The sequence below is a fragment of the Fundidesulfovibrio sp. YSD1 genome, assembly GCF_055397115.1.
Map to the genome: position 1 here is coordinate 1,792,804 of NZ_AP043666.1, position 20,749 is coordinate 1,813,552.

At 68.0% G+C, this 20,749-nt stretch carries 19 protein-coding genes; 10 read left to right on the forward strand and 9 right to left on the reverse strand.

Features of this window, described 5'->3' with window-relative positions; all coding sequences use genetic code 11:
• Window positions 1-58: 58 nt before the first annotated feature.
• Window positions 59-613, forward strand: coding sequence for an AmmeMemoRadiSam system protein A (amrA, locus tag ACZ5V4_RS08360; RefSeq protein WP_464317723.1), 555 nt, complete (start codon window positions 59-61; stop codon window positions 611-613).
• Window positions 614-715: 102 nt separating this feature from the next.
• Here the strand turns inward: amrA and ACZ5V4_RS08365 are convergent, their stop codons facing one another.
• On the reverse strand, window positions 716-1,828 hold the full coding sequence (locus ACZ5V4_RS08365; RefSeq protein ID WP_464317724.1) for a J domain-containing protein: 1,113 nt from the start codon (window positions 1,826-1,828) through the stop codon (window positions 716-718).
• A 323-nt stretch (window positions 1,829-2,151) separates the two neighbouring features.
• On the opposite strand from ACZ5V4_RS08365, the gene ACZ5V4_RS08370 reads away from it, so the two are divergent.
• Genes ACZ5V4_RS08370 through ACZ5V4_RS08390 form a run of 5 tightly spaced genes read left to right on the forward strand, consistent with a single transcriptional unit; the run spans window position 2,152 to window position 6,596 of the window.
• The gene (locus ACZ5V4_RS08370; protein WP_464317725.1) at window positions 2,152-2,619 is read left to right on the forward strand and encodes a chemotaxis protein CheX; all 468 of its coding nucleotides are present in this window, start codon (window positions 2,152-2,154) and stop codon (window positions 2,617-2,619) included.
• An 11-nt stretch (window positions 2,620-2,630) separates the two neighbouring features.
• Complete coding sequence (locus ACZ5V4_RS08375; protein WP_464317726.1) at window positions 2,631-3,899, forward strand: putative Na+/H+ antiporter; 1,269 nt, start codon at window positions 2,631-2,633, stop codon at window positions 3,897-3,899.
• Window positions 3,900-3,950: 51 nt separating this feature from the next.
• Complete coding sequence (locus ACZ5V4_RS08380) at window positions 3,951-5,774, forward strand: protein-disulfide reductase DsbD family protein (RefSeq protein WP_464317727.1); 1,824 nt, start codon at window positions 3,951-3,953, stop codon at window positions 5,772-5,774.
• Window positions 5,764-6,153 (forward strand): diacylglycerol kinase, encoded by a 390-nt coding sequence (locus ACZ5V4_RS08385; RefSeq protein WP_464317728.1) that lies wholly within the window; start codon window positions 5,764-5,766, stop codon window positions 6,151-6,153. The genes ACZ5V4_RS08380 and ACZ5V4_RS08385 overlap by 11 nt, the downstream gene beginning before the upstream one ends.
• Window positions 6,150-6,596 carry a hypothetical protein gene (locus tag ACZ5V4_RS08390; RefSeq protein ID WP_464317729.1) on the forward strand — a complete coding sequence of 149 codons (447 nt, stop codon included), beginning with the start codon at window positions 6,150-6,152 and terminating at the stop codon, window positions 6,594-6,596. The genes ACZ5V4_RS08385 and ACZ5V4_RS08390 overlap by 4 nt, the downstream gene beginning before the upstream one ends.
• Here the strand turns inward: ACZ5V4_RS08390 and aroC are convergent.
• Entirely contained in the window at window positions 6,579-7,637 is a 1,059-nt protein-coding gene (gene aroC / locus ACZ5V4_RS08395; protein WP_464317730.1) for a chorismate synthase, read from the reverse strand. The two genes, ACZ5V4_RS08390 and aroC, sit on opposite strands and share 18 nt — an antisense overlap.
• Window positions 7,638-7,806: 169 nt before the next feature.
• Between aroC and ACZ5V4_RS08400 the strand changes: the two genes are divergently transcribed.
• Entirely contained in the window at window positions 7,807-9,165 is a 1,359-nt protein-coding gene (locus ACZ5V4_RS08400; RefSeq protein WP_464317731.1) for an HD domain-containing protein, read from the forward strand.
• Complete coding sequence (locus tag ACZ5V4_RS08405) at window positions 9,162-9,701, forward strand: hypothetical protein (RefSeq protein ID WP_464317732.1); 540 nt, start codon at window positions 9,162-9,164, stop codon at window positions 9,699-9,701. The genes ACZ5V4_RS08400 and ACZ5V4_RS08405 overlap by 4 nt, the downstream gene beginning before the upstream one ends.
• A 100-nt stretch (window positions 9,702-9,801) precedes the next feature.
• Here the strand turns inward: ACZ5V4_RS08405 and lon are convergent, their stop codons facing one another.
• The 6 genes from lon to ACZ5V4_RS08435 all read right to left on the reverse strand — a co-directional run bounded on the left by lon (window position 9,802) and on the right by ACZ5V4_RS08435 (window position 15,677).
• Complete coding sequence (gene lon / locus ACZ5V4_RS08410) at window positions 9,802-12,306, reverse strand: endopeptidase La (RefSeq protein WP_464317733.1); 2,505 nt, start codon at window positions 12,304-12,306, stop codon at window positions 9,802-9,804.
• A gap of 21 nt (window positions 12,307-12,327) precedes the next feature.
• Window positions 12,328-12,600: an acylphosphatase gene (locus tag ACZ5V4_RS08415; protein WP_464317734.1), complete on the reverse strand. Its 273-nt coding sequence runs from the start codon at window positions 12,598-12,600 to the stop codon at window positions 12,328-12,330.
• A gap of 59 nt (window positions 12,601-12,659) precedes the next feature.
• Entirely contained in the window at window positions 12,660-13,346 is a 687-nt protein-coding gene (radC, locus tag ACZ5V4_RS08420; protein ID WP_464317735.1) for a RadC family protein, read from the reverse strand.
• A 113-nt stretch (window positions 13,347-13,459) separates the two neighbouring features.
• Window positions 13,460-14,395, reverse strand: coding sequence for a DNA polymerase III subunit delta (locus tag ACZ5V4_RS08425; protein WP_464317736.1), 936 nt, complete (start codon window positions 14,393-14,395; stop codon window positions 13,460-13,462).
• Window positions 14,396-14,439: 44 nt separating this feature from the next.
• Window positions 14,440-15,114: an NAD(P)H-dependent oxidoreductase gene (locus ACZ5V4_RS08430; RefSeq protein ID WP_464317737.1), complete on the reverse strand. Its 675-nt coding sequence runs from the start codon at window positions 15,112-15,114 to the stop codon at window positions 14,440-14,442.
• Window positions 15,111-15,677 (reverse strand): flavodoxin family protein, encoded by a 567-nt coding sequence (locus ACZ5V4_RS08435; protein ID WP_464317738.1) that lies wholly within the window; start codon window positions 15,675-15,677, stop codon window positions 15,111-15,113. Before ACZ5V4_RS08435 ends, ACZ5V4_RS08430 begins: the two co-directional genes overlap by 4 nt.
• Window positions 15,678-15,854: 177 nt before the next feature.
• Between ACZ5V4_RS08435 and chrA (ACZ5V4_RS08440) the strand changes: the two genes are divergently transcribed.
• Together chrA (ACZ5V4_RS08440) and chrA (ACZ5V4_RS08445) are read left to right on the forward strand one after the other, a co-directional pair.
• Window positions 15,855-17,003, forward strand: a complete 1,149-nt coding sequence (gene chrA / locus ACZ5V4_RS08440) for a chromate efflux transporter (RefSeq protein ID WP_464317739.1) — start codon at window positions 15,855-15,857, stop codon at window positions 17,001-17,003.
• 17 nt (window positions 17,004-17,020) lie between these two features.
• Window positions 17,021-18,166 (forward strand): chromate efflux transporter, encoded by a 1,146-nt coding sequence (gene chrA, locus ACZ5V4_RS08445; protein WP_464317740.1) that lies wholly within the window; start codon window positions 17,021-17,023, stop codon window positions 18,164-18,166.
• A 93-nt stretch (window positions 18,167-18,259) separates the two neighbouring features.
• Here chrA (ACZ5V4_RS08445) and leuS read toward each other — a convergent pair whose 3' ends face one another.
• Entirely contained in the window at window positions 18,260-20,749 is a 2,490-nt protein-coding gene (leuS, locus tag ACZ5V4_RS08450; RefSeq protein WP_464317741.1) for a leucine--tRNA ligase, read from the reverse strand.

A 20,749-nucleotide genomic window follows, 5' to 3' on the forward strand; every position in this document is an offset into this window, starting at 1 on the left:
CGCTGGAAAGGCCCGGCCGGGCGTGCTAGCGTGGCCGCAAGACGCTGGAGGGATCCACATGGAAACGTTCCGGTTCGAGCTTACCGGCGAGGAAAAGGCGTACCTCAAGGACGTGGCCAGGCGAAGCATCCGGGCCGTTCTCGCGGGCGAGGGGGGCTGGGCCCCGCCCGAGCCGCCGACGCCCAGGCTCTCCAAGCGCTTCGGGGCCTTCGTGACCCTGAGCAAGCAGGGCCAGCTGCGCGGCTGCATCGGCCACCTGGCCCCGGACGCGCCGCTTCACCGGACCATCTCGGCCATGGCCCGAGCGGCTGCCTTCGAGGACCCGCGCTTCGCGCCCCTGACCGGGGCGGAGTTCGAGGGGATCGAGGTGGAGATATCCATCCTCGGCCCCATCACCCGCTGCCCGGACCCGGAGCTGGTGGAGGTGGGCCGCCACGGGCTGATCATGCGCCGGGGCATGCGCCAGGGGCTCCTGTTGCCCCAGGTGCCGGTGGAGTGGGGATGGGACCGCGAGACCTTCCTGGCCCAGACCTGCTGCAAGGCCGGGTTGACGCCCGACGCCTGGAGGCAGCCGAACACGGAGATCTACTGGTTCGAGGCCGAGGTGTTCTAGAAACGCGCCGGAAACGGCGCTAGAAACGTGCAAAGCCCCGACTGGACCGGCCGCGCGCCGAAAAGCCGGTCCCCGCGGCCAGCGGGAGTCCTTTGCGGGCCGCTAGGCCGCCCAGGGGCTGCCGGGCTTGGCGCGCAGGGGCGCGCACCAGGAGAGCGCCAGCTCGTAAGCCTGGTTGATGGTCTTCATCATCTCTTCGTCGCCGCCCAGGTCCGGGTGGTGCCTGCGGGCCTGCTTGCGGTAGGCCACGCGCACGTCGTCCGCCGAGCAGGGGTAGCTCACGCAGAGCAGGGCGCAGGCCTGGGTCAGGGTCATCCTGCCGCTGCCCAGAGGAGATTTGTGGTTGCGCTTGCTGTAGTCCTGGTAGCTCGACCCGCCGCCGGGGCCGGTGGTGCGGTGGCGGTGCTCCTGGCGCTCCTCGCGGGCGCGGTCCTGCTCCCGCTTCCAGCTGCCCGAGGCCCCGGAGGATTGCCCGCCCGCCTGCGCGCCCGCCTGGCTTCCCGGGCGCTGGCCGCCGGTGAAGGTGGCGCGCTCGCCCGCCTTGTCCCCGGAATTGGCCGAGGAGGCCCGCCAGGTGGACTTGGCCCCGGCCTGGTCCTGGCCGGGCTCGGCCTTGCCGCGCTGGCTCCAGGAGAAGCCGTTGCCGGCCTGGCGCTCGTAGGAGGCCCGCGACGACGGTCCGGCGGTCTTCTGCGAGCCGAAGTTCGCGCCGGCGGCCGAGGCCCTGGAGGACGCCCCCTGCGCGCCGGACGCCCCGGCCCCGGAGGCGGTCGAGGCCCTGAACGAGGACGCAGCCGTGGCGGATCCCGCAGCGCCTGCCGCGCCCGCGAAGCGCGAGGAACCGGCGGAGGAGGAACCCGTGGAGCCGGTCTGTCCGGAGGAAGGCGAGGAGTGCTTGAAATCGGAGGATTGGCGGCTGGAACCTGAGGCCCCTGAAGCTTTGCTGGCACCGGCGGCGGGACCTTCCGGCCGATGCCACTGTTGGCGGCCCGCGCCCTGCGCGTACGCCCCGGGCTTGCGCCAGGCGCGTCCGGCGCTCTGGTAGTGCGTTCCGGCGGTCTTGAGATTGTCCAGGACCTTGCGCAGGTGCAGGAGGATGTCCTTGAGGAGGTCCCTGGTGTCGGAGAGGCGTTTCTCCAGGGCTCCCCAGTCGGCGTCGGTGAAGCCGGTGGCCCGGTTTCTCTGGTGGGACGCTGACTGGTGTCGGCTTGGCATCGTGTGTCCGCTTCGCGGGGCTGGAACCGGCGGGCCAGCCTGGGGGTCCGCCCGCCGCGAACCGGCCCGTGCCGCACCCTGAGCACACCTTCCGGTTCCGTGTCCGAGGCGTGTTCCATGGGGGGGTACATCAGCGGCAGCGAAATGGCAAGCCGGGCAGGGCAACACCCAGCCAGTCCGCGAAGGGATCAAAAATGCCTTGTAATCCTCCCCTGCGAAACGCTACTAGATATGACTCAGGGCGGACGAGCGGACCGCGCAGACCATGCGCGGCCCTGCTCTTTTTGCCCCCGAACACGTTACCGACCCCCAAGGACAGGGCCATGAACCCCACCGACGCCGACATAGCCAAGCCGTTCATCCAGGCCACCAAGCACGTGCTGACCACCATGGCCATGCTCGACCCCACGCCGGGCAAGCCCTACGTGAAGAAAAACGACATGGCCGCGGGCGACGTCTCCGCCGTGGTGGGCCTCACAGGGGACAAGCACGGCAGCATCTCCATCTCGTTCAGCCGCAAGTGCGCGGTGGCCATCGTGAAGAACATGCTGGGCGACGACATCCAGGACATCATCCAGGACGCCAAGGACGCCGTGGGCGAAATCACCAACATGATCTCCGGCCAGGCGCGCGCGGGCCTCGCCCAGATGGGCCTGACCATGCAGGCCTCCACCCCGACCATCGTCTTCGGCGACAACCACACCATCTCCCACGTCACCTCCGGGCCGGTGGTGGCCATCCCCTTCTCCACGGAACACGGCGACTTCACCGTGGAGTTCTGTTTCCAGTAACCCCCGAAGCCATGCAGACGTCCTGGGCCGCCACCATCCTGGGAACAGCCGCCTTCGCGGCGGCCGTGGCCCACACGTTCCTGGCCGGGCGCTTCGCGCGCATGTCCCAGCGCGAAACCCCGCACAAGGAACTCTGGCACCTGCTGGGCGAGGTGGAGGTGGCCTTCGGCTTCTGGGCCGCCGTGTTCCTCGCGCTGCTGGCGCTGTTTACGGGGCCCGGCGCCGCCGTGGACTACATCGAATCCGTGCAGTTCGGCGAACCGGCCTTCGTCTTCGCCATCATGATCGCGGCATCCACCAAGCCCACGGTGTCCCTGGCCTCCAAGGCCATCCTGCGCGTCGCGGCGAAGCTGCCCATGCCGCGCGGCATGGCCGTGTGCTTCACGGCCATGACCCTGGGCCCGCTCATGGGCTCCTTCATCACGGAGCCCGCGGCCATGACCGTCACCGCGCTCATGCTCTACTTCGTCTTCTTCCAGCAGCCCCTGCCGGAGAAATTCAAGTACGCGCTTCTGGGCACGCTCTTCGTGAACATCTCCATCGGCGGGGTGATGACCCACTTCGCGGCCCCGCCCGTGATCATGAGCGCGCCCAAGTGGGGCTGGGGCATGTGGCACATGTTCTCCAACTTCGGGTGGAAGGCCGCCGTGGCCGTGGCCGTGAACTCCCTGGCGCTCACGCTGGTATTCCGCAAGACCCTGCGCGGGGTGGACGCGCGCATCCCCGAATCCCTGCGCGAGGACGTCCCGGCCTGGGTGGCCGCCGTGCACGTGGGCGTGCTGGGCCTGCTCGTGGCGCTCCTGCACCACCCGGCGGCCTTCATGGCCGTGTTCGTCGTGTTTCTGGGCTTCACGGCCGCCTACCCGCAGCACCAGTCCGCGCTGATGGTGCGCGCCGGGCTCCTGGTGGGGGTGTTCCTGGCCGGGCTGGTGATCCTCGGGCCGCCGCAGCGCTGGTGGGTGCAGGCGCTGCTCGCGCGCATGGACTCCCTCACGCTCTACTTCGGGGCCATGGGCCTGACCGCCATCACGGACAACGCCGCCCTGACCTTCCTGGGCACCCTGGTGGAGGACCTCTCCGACGGCAACAAGTTCGCCCTGCTGGCCGGAGCGGTCACGGGCGGCGGACTCACGGTCATCGCCAACGCGCCCAACCCCGCGGGCTTCTCCATACTCAAGCACGGCTTCAAGGACGGGGCGATAAACCCGCTGGGACTCCTGCTCGCGGCGCTGGCGCCCACGGCCGTGGCCGCGTGCGCGTTCCTCCTGCTCACGCCCTAGCGCCTTTTCACCACGGCCCGCGCGCCAGGCGGGCGGGCCAGGGAGTCTCACATGCTTCGACAGACCAGAGTCCTCGCCCTGCTCCTCGCCCTTTTCTGGCTCCTGCCACCGGCGGCCCAGGCCCAGCAGGACCAGCCCGTGTCCACGCGCTGGGAGCTGGCCGCACTGCCCGGCCAGGGCCTGGTGGCCGTGCTCTGGCTCACCCCGGGCCAGGGCTTCAAGACCTACGGTCACGACCCCGGCCAGACAGGCATGCCCACCCGGGCCGAGGCGCGCCTTTTGCCCTCCGGCGAGGCCCTGCCCGTGCTCTACCCGGCGGGCAAGCCCGTGAACGACATCTACGAGCCGGACAAGCTGGTGAACGTCTACGACGGCCCCACCCCGCTCTTCATCCCCCTGCCCGCCGCCCCGCCGCCGGGCTTCGGCCTGGAGGCCAGGGTGTCGCTTCTGGCCTGCACGGACACCAGCTGCTGGCCCATGTCCATCGAGACGAGCATGTCCGCGCGCGAATTCCCCGCCCCTCCCCAGGCCCAGGACCTTCCCTGGTGGAGCCGGTTCGCCGAGCTCGCCGCCGCCTCGCCCCAGGCTCCGGTGGCCGAAGCGGTGGCCAAGGCCAGGCCCGAGGCCTCGCGCTGGACGTTCGCGCCACGCTCCGCCACGCCGCACCTGGAAGTGGACGGGCTGCTCAAGGCGCTGCCCCTGGCCTTCCTGGCCGGGATCATCCTGAACCTCATGCCCTGCGTGCTGCCCGTGGCCTGCCTGAAGCTCTCGGGGCTCCTGGCCGTGTGCCGCGAGGGGGAATTCTGCGACCGCCACGCGCTCATCCGCGAGCACAACGTGTTCTTCTCGCTGGGCGTGCTGGCCTATTTCTGCCTGCTGGCGTTGATACTGGGGCTAGCCGAAATGGCCTGGGGCCAGCTCTTCCAGAAGCCCGGCGTGGTGCTTGGCGGTACGGCCGTGCTTTTCGCCCTGGGGCTTTCGCTCTTAGGAGTGTTCCACCTGCCCGTGATCGACCTGAAGATGGGCACAGGCCCTGGCAAGAGCCACAAGGCCCAGGCCCTGGCCACGGGCTTTCTGGCCACGCTCCTGGCCACGCCCTGCTCGGGGCCGTTTCTGGGCGGAGTGCTGGCCTGGACGCTCATGCAGCCCGTGTCCGTGGTGGTGGCCGTGTTCGTTGGCATCGGCCTGGGCATGGCCTCGCCCTACCTGGTGCTGGCCGCCAGGCCGGAGCTGGTGCGCTTCGTGCCCAGGCCCGGGCCTTGGATGGTGCACCTCGAGAAGCTGGCCGGGTTCTTCATCATGGCCGCGTGCCTGTATTTCCTGAGCATCCTGCCCCAGGGGATGCTCGTCCCAGCCTTGGCCGCGCTCCTGGCCGTGGCCCTGGCCTGCCACGCCTGGGGCGGCTGGACAGGCCTCTCCCAGGGGGCCTTCACGCGCTGGTCAATCCGCCTGTGCGCCGTGGCCTTCGCCGTGGCCGCCTGCGCGTGGGCCGTGACCCCGCCCGCCCCGCGCGAGGCCGTCTGGCAGGAGTTCGACAAGAAGACGTTCTCGGAAACGCTCGGAGCAAGGCCCATGCTCGTGGACTTCACGGCGGACTGGTGCCCCACCTGCAAGGCGCTCGAGCGCACCGTGCTCACCCCGGACGCGGTGGACGACCTCAAGAAGCGCTACGGCCTGACCGCCGTGCGCGTGGACATGACCCGCCAGGACCCGGACACCATTGCGCTCTTGCGCTCCCTGGGCTCGGCCTCCATCCCGCTGGCCGCGGTGTTCCCGGCCGGGGAGGCGTCCGCGCGCCCGGTGGTGCTCAGGGACCTGTTCACGTCCGGGCAGCTGGAGCAGGCCGTGAAGGAGGCCCTCAAGGATGCGAAATAAGTTCCTGGGCACGGGCGAGCCCGGGTTCAACCCCTGGCGCAAGCTCAAGGTGATCGCCTCGGGGCTGCGCTACGCCGTGGTCTACGACCTGTCCGTGGCCTACAAGGTGGCGCTCTCGGCGGTGGTGCTTTTGCTTTCTTTCGCGTACCGGGCCTGGATCGACGTGCTCATGGTCCTGGTGGCCACGGCGCTCATGCTCTCGGCGGAGATCTTCAACAGCTCCATCGAGGCGATCTGCGACTACCTCCAGACGGCGAAGGACGAAAAAATCAAGGCCATCAAGGACATGGCCGCAGCGGCCACCGGGATCAGCATCCTGGCCTGGCTCCTGGTGATCGTCTTCGAAACACTCAACCTTTTCGGATGGGATCTGGTATGACCAAAGAAGAGGACAAGCCCGAGGCCAAGCGCCCCATCGACCCCGTGACCGGCGCGGTGATCCTTCTGGGGTCCATGGCCGCGACGGCCGCGATAACGTGGGCGCTCTCCGCGCTCTTCCCGTTCGGGCCGGAGACGCTGGGCAGGCTCAAATTCCCCCTGACCAGCCAGGGGGCCTGGCTGATCCTGGGGGCGTGGATACTCTTCCCCGGGGTGTTCGCCCTGGCCTTCCTGCGCCTGGCCAGGGGAGTGGACCCCATGCGCCTGACCTTCGCCTACGCCGGGGTGACCTACTTCCTGCAGTGCTGGGCCGAGTACATGGGGCGCGGCGAAGTGGCGTCCTGGCCGGAGTTGCTCTTCACCGCCCTGCCCGTGCTGGTCTTCCACAAGCTGGCCAAGCGCCACGCCCCCGAGGAAGACGACGACTCAGAAGCTCCTTCCTGAGAGCAGCCAGAAATCGGCCAGGGTCAGGCAGACCATGGCCTCGAGCACGGGGTTGATGCGCGGGATGGCGCACACGTCGTGGCGTCCGCCCACCACGATCTCGGTCTCCTCGCCGGCCAACGTGACCGTGCGCTGCGCGATGGACACCGAGGGGATGGGCTTCACGGCGCAGCGCACCACCACGTCCTGGCCCGAGCTTATGCCGCCGAGCGTCCCGCCCGCGCGGTTGGAGGCGAACCCCTGCGCCGTGATGGCGTCGTTGTTCTTGGAGCCGTAGTTGCGCGCGGCCTGCAGCCCCTCGCCGATCTCCACGGCCTTCACCGCCCCCACGCCCATGAGCGCGTAGGCCAGCCTGGCGTCCAGCTTGTCGAACACCGGCTCGCCGAGCCCGGCGGGCACGCCGCTGGCTGTCACGCAGACCACGCCGCCCAGGCTGTCGCCCTCGGCCTTCACCTGGCGCACCCGGTCCTCCCAGATGTCCACCACGTAGTCGTCGGGCGCGTAGAAGGGCCTGGACGGGGCGTTCTTCACGTCCATGCACTGGGCCGGGACGTCGCCCAGCTCCTTGGTGTAGGAGTAGACCTCCACCCCGGCCTTGGCCAGAAGGAGCCTGGCCACCTCGCCGCCGGCCACGCGCGCGGCCGTCTCGCGGCCGGAGGCCCGGCCGCCGCCGCGGTAGTCCCGGACGCCGTACTTGGCCTGGTAGGTGAAGTCGGCGTGGCCCGGGCGGAACACGTCCTTGATCTTGGAATAGTCGTGCGAACGCTGGTCGGCGTTCTCGATGAGGAGCCCGATGGGCGTGCCCGTGGTCACTCCCTCGAACACGCCGGAGAGGATGCGCACCCGGTCCGGCTCCTTCCTGGACGTGGAGGCCACGCCGCCCTGGCCGGGGCGGCGCTTGTTAAGCCCCTCCTGGATCATGTCCTCGGTTAGGGGCAGCCCGGCGGGGCAGCCGTCGATGACGGCGCCGATGGCCGGGCCGTGGGACTCGCCGAAGGTGGTCAGCCTGAAGAGGCGTCCGAAGGTGTTGCTTGCGCTCATGGCCGCGCACGCTAGCCCCAAAGCCCGGGGCGAGGCAAGGGGGAAGGGCCCGAAGCCCAAGCAACGAGCCTCACCCGCGCCGGAATATGCGCAAGACCGCATGATATAACTTTACACGACAGAAAACCGGGACTAGCGAAAACAAACAGCCAATCACTCCCGGGTGCCCATGTCCTCGAAACAAGATCACGAAGTCCGCGACCCTATCCACGGGTTCATCAGCTACAGCCTGGACGAACGTTCCGTCATCGACTCTCCTCCTTTTCAGCGCCTGCGCCACATCCATCAACTGGCGCTGACCTACCTGGTGTATCCGGGAGCCACGCACCGACGGTTCGAACACTCCCTGGGCGTCATGGACCTCGCGTCCCGGATTTATGACGAACTGCTCGACCCGGACAACCTGCGTAAGCTACCAGAGGCGGCGTACCGCCCCCTCGCCAAGCTGGTCGGCGGCGACGGCCTCGACAGGCCGTATTGGAAGAAAGCCGTGAGAATGGGTGCCCTTTGCCATGACCTCGGGCACCTCCCCTTTTCCCATGCGGCGGAGAAAGATCTTCTTCCATCAGGAACGAAACATGAACACATCTCATGGAACTTGATCCTGTCCGAGGCGATGAAGCCGCTTTGGGACAAGGTCAAGGTCAATCCTGAGCATGTCGCGAAGCTTGCCGTCGGCAAAAAGGACGCCCCGCCGGAAGTCGAATTCGACATCCTGGAAACGCTGCTCGCGGAAATCATCGTCGGCGACGCGTTCGGCGCGGACCGGATCGACTACCTTCTGCGCGACGCGTACCACTCCGGCGTCGCATACGGCCGGTTCGATCATCTCCGCCTGATCAAGACGCTGCGCATCCTTCCCAAGCCCCAGGAAGGGGAGGAAGACGACCAAAGCCTCGCCGAACCGTGCATCGGGATCGAAAAAGGCGGGCTCCAGGCGGCGGAATCCCTTCTTTGGGCACGCTATCTCATGTTCTCGCAAGTCTACCTTCATCCCGTCAGGACAATTTACGACCTTCACCTCAAGGACTTCATGCTCACGTTGCTGGACGGCGACAAATTCCCGGTAACCGACCTGGAGAAGTTCCTCGCCATCACGGACATCGAGGTCCTGGGCACCATGCGCCAGGTCGCATCAAAAGCAGGCGACCCCCTGCACACCCACGCCAAGAGGATTCTCGACCGGGAGCATTTCAAGCTCGCCTGGGAGAAAAACTCGCAGGAATGCCACGCCAACCCGACAATGGGCGAGGCGGTCCGCAAGGGCCTCGAAGGCAAGTTCGGTGTTGATAACGTGCGCGCGTACAAGTATGAGAAAAGCGGCTTGTCACCGGATTTTCCTGTCCTCCTGTCCAACGGGGAGGTTTCCTCGGCCTGGAACGAATCGGCTGTCCTTCGGAATATGCCTCCGGCTGTCGCGGACTATGTCTTTATCGAGTCGGGGTTGCGCGACAAAGCCAGACGGTGGCTTGAGCGCAGTCGCCTGGAACTTGCCCGGTGCCAGAACGCGGAGGGCTATCAATCATGAACGAACTCGAGAAGATTTCCATCACCCTGGAACTGATCCAGTTGCTTCGCGCAAAGCAAAGTTGGTGCGGCGAAACTCACCTGCAAAAATCGATGTTCTTCCTTGAATCCCTCGGGAGGATCCCGTCGGATTACGAATTCATCATTTACAAGCATGGCCCCTATTCATTCCCTTTCCGGGAATTGCTCGCCAGCCTGCGTGTTCAAGGCCTCGCGGAATTGGAACTCAATCCGCCCTATGGCCCGCGCTACGCCCTGACGGAAAAAGGCCGCGCCCTCCTGGAGAAGAACAGGGAACGGTTGGCCCCCTGGAACAAGGCGCTTGAAAACGTCGCGGACTGCCTTGGACATAAAAAGGTCGGCGAGCTCGAAAAGCTGGGGACCGCACTGCTTCTCATGCGCCAGGAAGGCACGGAAGACGCGAACCTGATCGCCGAGAAAGTGCACCGACTCAAGCCGCACGTTTCAAAGGAGGAAGCACTGGAAGCCTTCTCCGAATTGAAGACGTCCATCCTTCCCCGGTTCGCGACGGCCTGACCGGCCGGCATAACGCCGCGCCAACGCTTACAACAAAGGCCCGGAGGCTTTCGCCCCCGGGCCTTTTATCATTCGATATCCATTCGTCTCGGCGCGCGGGTTAGGCCTTGGCCGCCTTCTTCTTCGGCGCGGGCTTGGCCTCGGCGGGCTTCTCCTTCTCCGGGGCCTCGGGCGCGGCGGTCACGGACTCCCGGGCGCAGGCCAGGGGCCAGACCTCGTCGATCTGCTCGATGAGCTGCACCTTGATGCGCCCGCGCAGATCCTTGGGGATGTCCGCCAGGTCCTTCTCGTTGCGCGACGGGATGAGCACGCGCTTCATGCCAGCGCTCACGGCCGCCAGGATCTTCTCCTTGATGCCGCCCACGGGCAGCACGCGCCCGCGCAGGCTGATCTCGCCGGTCATGGCGATGTCGTTGCAGATGGGCGTGTTGGTCAGCGCGGAGATGAGCGCGGTGACCAGGGTCACGCCTGCGGACGGGCCGTCCTTGGGGGTGGCTCCGGCCGGGATGTGGATGTGGATGTCGCGCTTCTCCAAAAAGGCCGGGTCGATGCCCAGCTTGCCGGACTTGGCCCTGGCGTAGGACAGCGCGGCCTGGGCCGACTCCTTCATCACCTCGCCCAGCTTGCCGGTCATGATCAGCTGGCCCTTGCCGGGCATGGTGGTCACCTCGATGTGCAGGATCTCGCCGCCGACAGGGGTCCAGGCCAGGCCCACGGCCACGCCCGGGGGCAGCTCGCGCTCCTTTTCCTCGTCGATGAAGCGCGGGATGCCCAGAAGCTGCGGCAGGAGCTTGGCCGTGACCTTGAAGGGGCCTTTCTCGCCCTCGGCCTTCTTACGCGCGAGCTTGCGGCAAATGGTGCCCACCTCGCGCTCCAGGTTCCTGAGCCCGGCCTCGCGCGTGTACTCGCGGATGACCTTGGCCAGCACCTGGTCGGTGAGCTCCATGTCGTCCTTCTTCAGCCCGTTCTCCTTGACCTGCCTGGGCAGGAGGTACTTGCGCGCGATCTTGACCTTCTCCTGCTCGGTGTACCCGGGGATGCGGATCACCTCCATGCGGTCCAGGAGCGGGCCGGGGATGGTGTCGAGCATGTTGGCCGTGCACACGAACATCACCTTGGAGAGGTCGAAGGGCACGCCCAGGTAGTGGTCCTGGAAGGAGAAGTTCTGCTCCGGGTCCAGGACCTCGAGGAGCGCCGACGTGGGGTCGCCACGGTAGTCGGCCCCGACCTTGTCGATCTCGTCCAGCATGATCACGGGGTTTTTCGTCCCGGCGCTCTTGATGGACTGCACGATGCGCCCGGGCATGGCCCCGATGTAGGTGCGCCTGTGGCCCCTGATCTCGGCCTCGTCGCGCATGCCGCCAAGCGACATGCGCACGAACTTGCGCCCGAGCGACCTGGCGATGGAGCGCCCAAGGCTCGTCTTGCCCACGCCCGGGGGGCCGACGAAGCACAGGATGGGGCCCTTCATCTTGGGGTTCAGCTTGCGCACGGAAAGGTATTCGAGGATGCGCTCCTTGACCTTGTCCAGGCCGTAGTGGTCCTCCTGGAGGATGGCGTTGGCCTGCTTGATGTCCAGGCGGTCCTTGGACATCCTCTTCCAGGGCAGCTCGGTGAGCCAGTCCAGGTAGGTGCGGATCACCGTGGCCTCGGAGGAGTCCGGGTGCATGGAGGACAGGCGCTTGAGCTGCTTGTCCGCCTCGGAGCGGACCTCCTTGGGCAGCCCGGCCTTGTCGATGGCCTTGCGCAGTTCCTCGAGCTCGTCGGTCTCCTCCTGGCCCTCGCCCAGCTCCTTGCGGATGGCCTTCATCTGCTCGCGCAGGAAGAAGTCCTTCTGGGCCTTGTCCATGCCTTCCTTGGCCATGGACTGGATCTTGGCCTGCATGGAGGCCACCTCGACCTCCTTGGTCAGCTGGGAGTTCACCAGCTCCAGGCGCTCGATGGGGTCCAGGGTTTCGAGGATCTTCTGGGCCTCCTCCACCTTCATGCGCAGGTTGGAGGCGATGAGGTCGGCAAGCCTGCCCGGCTCGTTGACCGAGTTGAGCACGCTCATGATGTCCGTGGCGGAGATGCCGCGCAGGGAGAGGATCTTCTCGCTCTGCTCGCGCGCGGAGCGCATCAGCGCCTCCTCGCTCACGCCCACGTCCTTGGCCTCGGCCTCCTCCAGCACCTCGGCCACGGCCTCCAGGTGGGGGTCGGTCTTGGTGAAGCGGCGCACCCGGGCGCGCGTGAGGCCCTGCACCAGCACCTTCAGGCGTCCGTCGGGCATCTTCAGCATGCGCATGATCATGCCCACGGTGCCGGTGACGTGCAGGTCGTCCGGGCCGGGCTCGTCCACCTTCTCGTCCTTCTGGGTCAGGATGAGGATGTAGCGGTTGGAGTTGAGCGCGGCGTCAACCGCGGCCACGGACTTCTCCCTGCCCACGAACAGCGGCAGGATCATGTAGTTGAAGACCACGATGTCGCGCACGGGCAGCACCGGCAGGATGGCCGGGATGTCCAGCTTGGCCTGCTCGGGGCCCTGCTCTCCGTGCTCCTCGGTGACGGGCTCCTCGTGCAGGGGCTCCGGACCGGCGCTCGATACGGGATCGTTTTCTATGCTCATGGATCGCTCCTTGATTTCGCTTCAGCGTACTATCCGGAAATCCGCCAACTGCGGCTCATGCTCCTCGAGTGCGGTCTCCACCCCGTCCACCCGGGCCAGAAGCGGCCCACGGGCCAGCCTGGCCGCGAACATGGCCAGGGCTTCGTCCCCGCCCTGGGCCAGCACTTCCACCCGGCCGTCGGACAGGTTGCGCGCGTAGCCCGCGAGGCCGAGCTCAAGGGCCTGCTCCCGGGCGTAGCCCCGGAAGAACACGCCCTGCACCCGGCCCCGGACGAAAAAACGCACGCTCTTCACCGCACGCTCCAGTTAGGCCCGGCCGGGCGCCCCACGACGCCGGAGGGCTTCCGACCCTCTTACATCATCCGGGCCTTCTTGAAACTGAAAAATGACTTGCCCGCCACAATAACGTGATCGAGCACCTTGACCCCCAGGCCGTGGGCGGCCAGGGCCACCTGCCGGGTGATCTCCTGGTCCATGCGCGAGGGCTTGGGGTCGCCCCCGGGATGGTTGTGCACCATGATCACCCCTGCGGCCTGGCGCTTGAGCGCCAGGGCCATGATCTCGCGCGGGTACACCGGGGTCTGGTCCACCGTGCCCTGGCTGACCCTCTCCCAACCCAGGACCTTGTTGGCCCCGTCCAAGAGGAGCACCCAGAATTCCTCGGAGGCCAGGTGCCCCAGGCGCTCGCGCGCGAGTTCCGCCACCACGGCCGCGTCGTCCACCTGCACGCGCTCGGCCACGTCCTGCTCGCCCAGGCGGGCCAGGAACTCCCGCCAGAGCGTCCAGAATGTCTCGAGCCCGTCGCCGAACCCGTCAACCGAGGCCAGCTCGCTCATTCGCGCCTGGTAGACGCCGCGAAGCGTGCCGAAGCGCGCGAGCAGCGCCTTGGCCAGGGGCTTGGCGTCCTTGCGCGGGTTGGCGTAGCTCAGGAGCAGTTCAAGGATCTCGTAGTCCGCCAGGGCCCGCGAATCCTTCCTGAGTCTCTCCTTCAGGCGGCTTCTGTGCCCGAGATAGTGCGGGCGGTCCTCTTTTGTAAGCATGATCGTGCCCCTGCGCAAGCCCCGGGAGGGGCAATTGATGCGAAGGCGGGGAGAAATCCCGCCATCAAGGCAGCATTACCGGAAATCGACGCGGTTTCAACGGTGATTGCGGGTCAAACCCTGGCTCTGACCCTGGAGAAGAGGACGTGCAGGTCCGCCACGAGCATCTCCATGGCCTGGTCCGGGGACTTGCTCCCGGACTTGACCCCGGATTCGGCCTCCATGGCCATGTCCCAGAGCCTGGCCAGCCCGGCCGCGCCCAGCCGCCCGGCCATGGGGGTCTTGAGCTTGCGCACGTAGGGGTGCACCTTGCATTCCGGGTCCTCGTGCAAAAGCTGCCACATCACCCTGGCCTCGCGGGCCAGGATGGCCAGGAACTGGAAGAGGAAGCCGTCGTCGCTGGCCTGCTGGTGGCCGAACACGGTGCTCCAGACCCCCACGGGGTCGCGGCCTTCCTCCAGGGCCTTCAGGAAGTTGAATATCTCGAGCTCGGTGTCGGCGCTCAGGAGCGAGAGCTCCTGCATGCGGATCACGCCGTCCGGCGCGGCCAGCTCGAGCTTCTCGAGTTCGCGCGCGGCAGCGGTCATGTCCTTTGGCAGGATGCGCGCCAACTCCTGGAGCACGCCCTTGTCGAAACCCAGGCGCCGCGCGTTGGCCCAGTCGCGCAGGGTGGGGACCATGGTCTCCTCGGTGAGCCCGGGCGACATCCACAGCCAGCCCTTTTCCGCCGCCACTTTCCAGTAGGGCCGCTCGGCCAGGCCCTTGGGCAGCGAGGGGCCCTTCTTGGCGTCGTGCGGGCCCTCCAGGCAGACCACGGGCCAGACGTGCTGGTTGAACCCGGCCAGGGGCCGGGCGAGCTTCTCCCAGAAATCGGCGTTCAGGCCCTCGGCGCGGCGCAGGAGCACGATCTTGGGCTCGGCGAAGAGGCTCACGGCGGCGAGGGCCTGCCAGTAGGCCGGGTCGAACTCGTCGGCGTCGCCCCAGAAGACCTGCCGGGCGAAGCCGCCACCGGCGGACGCGGCCTGGCGGTCCAGCTGGCGCTTGAGCATTTCCGGGTCCGGACAGACGAGAAAGGAAAATCCTGGGCGTTGGTTCATCGCTGCCTGAAGGGTTTGTCCCCGAGTTTGAAGAGTGTCTTGCGTTTGGCCGCGCGGACGAGAAAGCCCGCCTCGGCCAGGAAAAGATACATCCAGCGCGGCGCCAGCGGCGCGCTGGCGAGGTTTCGGGCCTCCTCGGGCACATCCTGGCCCGAGGCCAGGGCCTGGGCCGCCATGTCGAGCCCCTTGCGCAGCCTGGCCGTGAGCCTCCCGCGCGCCTCCAGGGGCCGCCCGTCCAGGGCCCCGCCGCAGCCGACGCCGAGCCCCCCGGCAAAGGCGAGCCCAGCGTCCCGGGCGAAGAGGCGGCAGACCTCCAGGCAGAGGTGTGTGTGCTCCGTTTCGGGAAAGCCGCAGTTGAACACGGCCGCGAAGCGCCTCTTGGCTGGCGCGGCAGGCCCGGCGGCAGGCTCGCCGGCGAGAAACTCCAGGGCGCGCATCACGGGCGCCGGCGGGGCGTCCACGTACACGGGCGCGCTCAGGATGGTCAGGTCCGCCGCCGCGAACTCGGCCAAAAGCCTGGCCCTGCCGCCATGGGCGTCCAAAAGCCCGGGCAGGTCGAGCGAGCGCGTGCCCCAGCCGCGCGCGGCCAGCCCGGCAAGCAGGGCCTCGCCCAGCACGCGCGAGGTGCTCTCGCGCTTGGGGCTCCCCACGAGCAGAAGCGCGCTTATCACGGGGCGAGCCTCCCCACGGCGGCCCGGCAGTCCTCCCGCCAGGAAGACCAGGGCCTGCCCTGGGCGAGCGCCACCGCGCGCCAGGCCGGGGCGCGCAGGTTCCAGGCGTTTCGCTCAACCAGGCGCGTGAACGCCGCCTCGCGCTGCGCGTCCGGAGCGGGAAGCCAGCAGGCCCCGAGAAGCGCGGGCAGGCGCTCGTAGCGCGCCTTGTGGCGCGTGGGCGCGGAGGCCTCGAAAAAGGGCGACACCAGGCAGATCATCCTGTCCAGGAGCTTCTTCACCGTGTGCGACCAGGCCCCGAAGGCCAGGGGCGAGTAGAACGCGGCCACGCGCGCGCCCGCGAAGGCGGCCACGGCCGGTTGCGAGGCGTCCTCGAAGGGGCAGCGGCCCGGGGTGTCGGTCCAGCAGGCGAAGCAGCCCCGGCACGGGGCCATGGGCAGCCCGGCCAACTCGAAGCGCGCGGCCTCGTACCCCGCGTCCGAGAGCGCCCTGAGCAGGGCGTCCGCGCCCAGGCGGCAGGGGTCGTTCCCGGGCGGCGTCCCGTCGAAGAGCACGGCTTTCATGGGGCGATTGTTCCCGCAGCGCGCGCCCACGTCAACGCCTTATCCGCTCGTCCCGCCCCGCGCCCGTCGGGTTGGCCGCCTGGCGCGGGGAGATACCGGACCGGCCGGAACACGTTTTCTTTTGCGGCGGTTGGCCGTATCGTCTTCGCCCGGATCATCTTTCCACACGGAGCGGCCATGCCTTCCAAACCATCGGTCTGGACCATTTTCAAGGGATTTTTCGTCGTGGGGGCCACGGCCTACGGCGGCCCGGCCATGATGCCCGCCATGCGCACCGAGGTGGTGGACAAGCGCGGCTTCGTCAGCCGCGAGGAGTTCCGCCTGGGGCTGGGCCTGTGCCAGATCATCCCTGGCGGCACGCTCATGCAGCTGGCGGCCTACATCGGGCTCAAGCTGCGCGGCCTGCCCGGGGCCCTGGCCGGATACCTGGGATTCTCGGCCCCGGCGTTCCTGCTCATCACGCTCCTGGCCTCGTTCTACTCGGGCACGCGCGAAACCCCCCTGGCCCAGGCCGTTTACTCCGGGCTCAAGGTGGTGGTGCTGGCCATCTGCCTGATGTCCTGCCTGGACTTCGTGAAGCGCTTCGCGCCCACGCGCCGCCACCAGGCCTTCACGGCCGGGGCGGCCGCGCTCTTCCTCACCGGGGCGGGCATCGTGCCCATCGTGGGCGGGGCCGCGCTTTTGGGCATGTTCTTCCTGGACCCCGGGGCGGCCCCCGAGCCCGGCGGCGGGCAGGACACCACGGGCGCGCTTGGGCTGGCCGGGGTCATGGGCGCGGTGATGCTCGCGGGGCTTGGCGCGCTGTTCGTTTTCGACAGGCTCCTTTTCGACCTCGCCGTCTCCATGATAAAGGTGGACATGCTGGCCTTCGGCGGCTTCGGCATCTTCCCGGTGATGTACGCCGAGGTGGTGGAGCACCGCCGCTGGATAGACGAGTCCACCTTCATCGAGGGCATGGCCGTGGCCCAGGTGACGCCCGGCCCCAGCATGCTGGCCTCGGCCTTCATGGGCTACATGGTGCGCGGCGTGCCCGGGGCCATCGTGGCCTCGGTGAGCATCTTCGGGGCCTCGTTCGTGGTGGCCCTCACCGCATGCCACTACCGCGACCGCATCGTGGGCTCGCGCCGGGCGCGCCAGGCCCTGGCCGGGGTGCTGGCCACGCTCGGGGGCATGATCGTGGCCGTGAGCTGGACGCTCGCCAAGGCCGTGCCCTGGGGCTGGCAGTCCTCGCTGATCCTGGTGCTGACCCTGGCCGCGCTGGCCAGGAAGGTCCAGGTGTACTGGATAGTCCCCGCGGCCGCCGTGGCCTCCATGTTTCTCTACTGACCGCACAGGAGCCTCATTTGCGCGACACTCCCGGCCTCGCGGCCATTTTCGCGGCCTTTTTCCGCCTGGGGCTCACGGCCTTCGGCGGCCCGGCCATGCTGCCCGCCATGCGCAGGCGCGTGGTAAACGGCCTCGGCTGGATGACCGAAGGCGAATTCAAGGCAGGGGTGGCCCTGACCCAGGTGATCCCAGGGGCCTCCATGATGCAGATGGCCGCCTACGTGGGCCTGAACCTTCGCGGCGTGCCCGGCGCGGCCGCGGCCTTCGCGGGCTTCAGCCTGCCCGCCTTCGCGATCATGACCGCCTTCGCGGCCTTCTACGCCCGTACGGCCGACATCTCCGCCCTGGCGGGGCTGTTCGCGGGGCTCAAGATCCTTGTGGCCGCCATCTGCCTCGTCTCCGGGATCGACTTCCTGCGGCGCTTCACCGGGCACTGGGTCCAGAGGGCCGTGGCAGGCGGCGCGGGCGTGCTCTTCTTCATCGGGATCAAGCCCTTTTCGCTGCTCCTGGGCGCGGCCATCCTGGGCGTACTGCTCATGAAGGACGAGTCCCGGCCGGAGTGCCCGGCCAAGCCCGCCGCCTACGGCTGGCGTTTTCCGGTGCTGCTTTTCGCCAGTTACGCCGGGTTCATCGCGGCCATGTTCCTGGCCGACCCGCTGCTGGGCAGGCTCGCGCTCTCCATGGGCAAGGTGGACCTCCAGGCTTTCGGAGGCTTCGGCGCGTTCCCGGTGATGTTCGCCGAGGTGGTTCGCGCCAGGCACTGGCTGGACGAGAAGAGCTTCATGGACGCCATGGCCATGGCCCAGGTCACGCCCGGGCCTTTCCTGGTGGCTTCGGCCTTCGTGGGCTACCACCTCAAGGGCATCGCCGGGGCTCTCACGGGCTGGATCGGCGTTTTCGCGCCGTCCTTCCTGCTCCTGCTGGCCGCCGCCCCCGCCAGGGACGCCGTCCTGCGCTGGGAGTGGGCCAGGAACGCCGTGGCCGGAATCATGGCCGCGCTCGGCGGCATGATCGTGGCCGTGGGCGCGGTTTTCGCCAGGAGCGTGGACTGGGGTTGGCCGCAGGGCGCGCTCCTGGCCCTGGCCGTCATCGCCCTGGCCAGGAGGATCGACACCCTCTGGGTGGTGCTCGGCGGAACGGCCGTGAGCGCGCTGCTCTTTTGACGCCTTCGCCGCGCATCAGGCTGCCTGAAAACGAAAAAAGCCCCCGGCGGAAACTTCCGCCGGGGGCGCTTGCATTTTAGGCGGTCGCCGGGATCAGGAGGCGACCACGTTCACGAGCTTGCCCGGAACGTAGACCACCTTGCGCACGGTCTTGCCCTCGATGTGCCGGGCCACGTTGTCCTCGGCCAGGGCGGCCTGCTTCACCGAGTCCTCGTCGGCGTCGGCGGCCACCTCGATCTTGCCCCGAAGCTTGCCGCAGACCTGGACCACCACGGTCACGGTGTCCGTGGCCAGGGCCGCCGGGTCGTGCGCGGGCCAGGGCTCCTCGGCCAGGAGCGTCGTGTGTCCGAGCATCTCCCAGAGCTCTTCGCAGACGTGCGGGGCCATGGGCGAGAGCACGGTCAAGAGCGAATTCACGGCCGAGGAAAGGGCCTGGCGGTTCTCGGCGCGCAGGGCCTCCACGTTGGAGTAGAGGAAGTTGACCATCTCCATCACGGCGGCGATGGCCGTGTTGAACTGGAACTGGCCCTCGATGTCCTTGGCCACCTTGGCCACCATGGCGTGCTCGCGGCGGCGCAGCTCCCTGCCCAGGGGCGAGAGCGCGGCCGGGTCCAGGGCCTGGCAGGGCTTGACCGGGTCGATCAGACCGGCGAGCTCCTCGGTGACCAGCCTCCACACGCGCGACAGAAAGCGCGAGGCGCCCTCGATGCCCGTGTCGGACCACTCCAGGTCCTTTTCCGGGGGCGCGGCGAAGAGCATGAACACGCGCACCGTGTCCGCGCCGTAGCGGGCCACCATCTCGTCGGGGTCCACCACGTTGCCCTTGGACTTGGACATCTTGGCCCCATCCTTGATCACCATGCCCTGGGTGAGCAGGTTGGCGAAGGGCTCGGCGTGCTTCACGTAGCCCATGTCGCGCAGGACCTTCACGTAGAAGCGCGCGTAGAGCAGGTGCAGGATGGCGTGCTCGATGCCGCCCACGTACTGGTCCACCGGGGACCAGTAGTCCACGGCGTCCTTGTCGAAGGGCGCGGTGTCGAGCCCGGGGCAGGCGTAGCGCAAAAAGTACCAGGAGGACTCCATGAAGGTGTCCATGGTGTCGGTCTCGCGCCTGGCGGGGCCTGCGCACTTGGGGCAGGCCACGTTCACGAACTCGGCGCAGTCCGGCAGGGGGGAGCGGCCGTCGTCGCGCACCTGGATGTCCAGGGGCAGGCGCACGGGCAGGTCCTGCTCGGCCACGGGCACCACGCCGCAGGCCTCGCAATAGACCATGGGGATGGGCGCGCCCCAGTAGCGCTGGCGGGAGATGTTCCAGTCGCGCAGGCGGTAGTTCACGGCGCGCGTGCCCTTGCCTTGGGCCTCCAGCCAGTCCGCGATGGCGGCCTTGGCGTCGCTCGAGTCCTGGCCGGAGAACGGGCCGGAGTCGTCCAGCACGCCCGGGTCGGAGTAGGCCTCGGTGAGTGCGTCCGCGTCCACGCGCCCGCCCTTGGGGTGGATCACCGCCTTGAGGGGCAGGCCGTACTTTTTGGCGAACTCGAAGTCGCGCTGGTCGTGGGCGGGCACGGCCATGACCGCCCCGGTGCCGTAGCCCATGAGCACGAAGTTGGCCAGGTAGATGGGCATGCGCGCCCCGGTGACGGGGTTTACGCAGTAGCTGCCCGTGAACACGCCCTCCTTTTCGAGGTCGTCCGCCTGGCGCTTGATGCGGTCCATGCCGCGGATCTTTTCGATGAAGGCCTTGGCTTGGGCCTCCTCGGGCTTGCCCGCGATGAGCTTCGCGGCCAGGGGATGCTCGGCGGCCAGGGACATGAAGGTCGCGCCCCAGAGGGTGTCCTGGCGGGTGGTGAACACCGTGACCTTGCCCGCGCCGTCCTCCAGGGGGAAATCGATCTCGCAGCCCACGGACTTGCCGATCCAGTTGCGCTGCATGGTCAGCACGCGCTCGGGCCAGGCCCCGGCCAGGGTGTCCAGGTCGGCCAGAAGCTCCTCGGCGTAGTCCGTGATGCGCAGGAACCACTGCTCCAGGTCCTTCTGCTCCACCTCGGAGTCGCAGCGCCAGCACTTGCCGTCCTCCACCTGCTCGTTGGCCAGCACGGTGTGGCAGTCCGGGCACCAGTTCTGCGGGGAGTTCTTGCGGTAGGCCAGGCCCTTCTCGAAGAGCTTCACGAAGAAAAGCTGCTCCCAGCGGTAGTAGGAGGCGTCGCAGGTGGCCAGCTCGCGCTCCCAGTCCAGGGAGTAGCCCATCTTCTGGAGCTGGGCGCGCATGTTGTCGATGTTGGAGTAGGTCCACTTGGCCGGGTGCAGCTTGTTCTTTATGGCCGCGTTCTCGGCGGGCAGGCCGAAGGCGTCCCAGCCCATGGGGTGCAGCACGTTGAAGCCGTGCATGCGCTTGAAACGCGCCACCACGTCGCCGATGGTGTACACGCGCACGTGCCCCATGTGGATGCGCCCCGAGGGGTAGGGGAACATCTCCAGCACGTAGTACTTGGGCCTGGACGGGTCGGCCTCCGCATGGAAATGGCGGCCCGCGGTCCACTTGTCCTGCCACTTGGCCTCGATGGCGAGCGGTTCGTAGCGTTTCAT

Coding starts and splice junctions, on each gene's coding strand:
- ACZ5V4_RS08385 (WP_464317728.1), top strand. CDS start 5,764: ATGCGAAATAAGTTCCTGGGCACGGGCGAGCCCGGGTTCAACCCCTGG.
- aroC (WP_464317730.1), bottom strand. CDS start 7,637: ATGAGCGCAAGCAACACCTTCGGACGCCTCTTCAGGCTGACCACCTTC.
- amrA (WP_464317723.1), top strand. CDS start 59: ATGGAAACGTTCCGGTTCGAGCTTACCGGCGAGGAAAAGGCGTACCTC.
- ACZ5V4_RS08425 (WP_464317736.1), bottom strand. CDS start 14,395: ATGCTCAAGCGCCAGCTGGACCGCCAGGCCGCGTCCGCCGGTGGCGGC.
- ACZ5V4_RS08400 (WP_464317731.1), top strand. CDS start 7,807: ATGTCCTCGAAACAAGATCACGAAGTCCGCGACCCTATCCACGGGTTC.
- ACZ5V4_RS08370 (WP_464317725.1), top strand. CDS start 2,152: ATGAACCCCACCGACGCCGACATAGCCAAGCCGTTCATCCAGGCCACC.
- radC (WP_464317735.1), bottom strand. CDS start 13,346: ATGCTTACAAAAGAGGACCGCCCGCACTATCTCGGGCACAGAAGCCGC.
- ACZ5V4_RS08375 (WP_464317726.1), top strand. CDS start 2,631: ATGCAGACGTCCTGGGCCGCCACCATCCTGGGAACAGCCGCCTTCGCG.
- chrA (WP_464317739.1), top strand. CDS start 15,855: ATGCCTTCCAAACCATCGGTCTGGACCATTTTCAAGGGATTTTTCGTC.
- ACZ5V4_RS08405 (WP_464317732.1), top strand. CDS start 9,162: ATGAACGAACTCGAGAAGATTTCCATCACCCTGGAACTGATCCAGTTG.
- ACZ5V4_RS08435 (WP_464317738.1), bottom strand. CDS start 15,677: ATGAAAGCCGTGCTCTTCGACGGGACGCCGCCCGGGAACGACCCCTGC.
- ACZ5V4_RS08380 (WP_464317727.1), top strand. CDS start 3,951: ATGCTTCGACAGACCAGAGTCCTCGCCCTGCTCCTCGCCCTTTTCTGG.
- ACZ5V4_RS08365 (WP_464317724.1), bottom strand. CDS start 1,828: ATGCCAAGCCGACACCAGTCAGCGTCCCACCAGAGAAACCGGGCCACC.
- lon (WP_464317733.1), bottom strand. CDS start 12,306: ATGAGCATAGAAAACGATCCCGTATCGAGCGCCGGTCCGGAGCCCCTG.
- leuS (WP_464317741.1), bottom strand. CDS start 20,749: ATGAAACGCTACGAACCGCTCGCCATCGAGGCCAAGTGGCAGGACAAG.
- ACZ5V4_RS08390 (WP_464317729.1), top strand. CDS start 6,150: ATGACCAAAGAAGAGGACAAGCCCGAGGCCAAGCGCCCCATCGACCCC.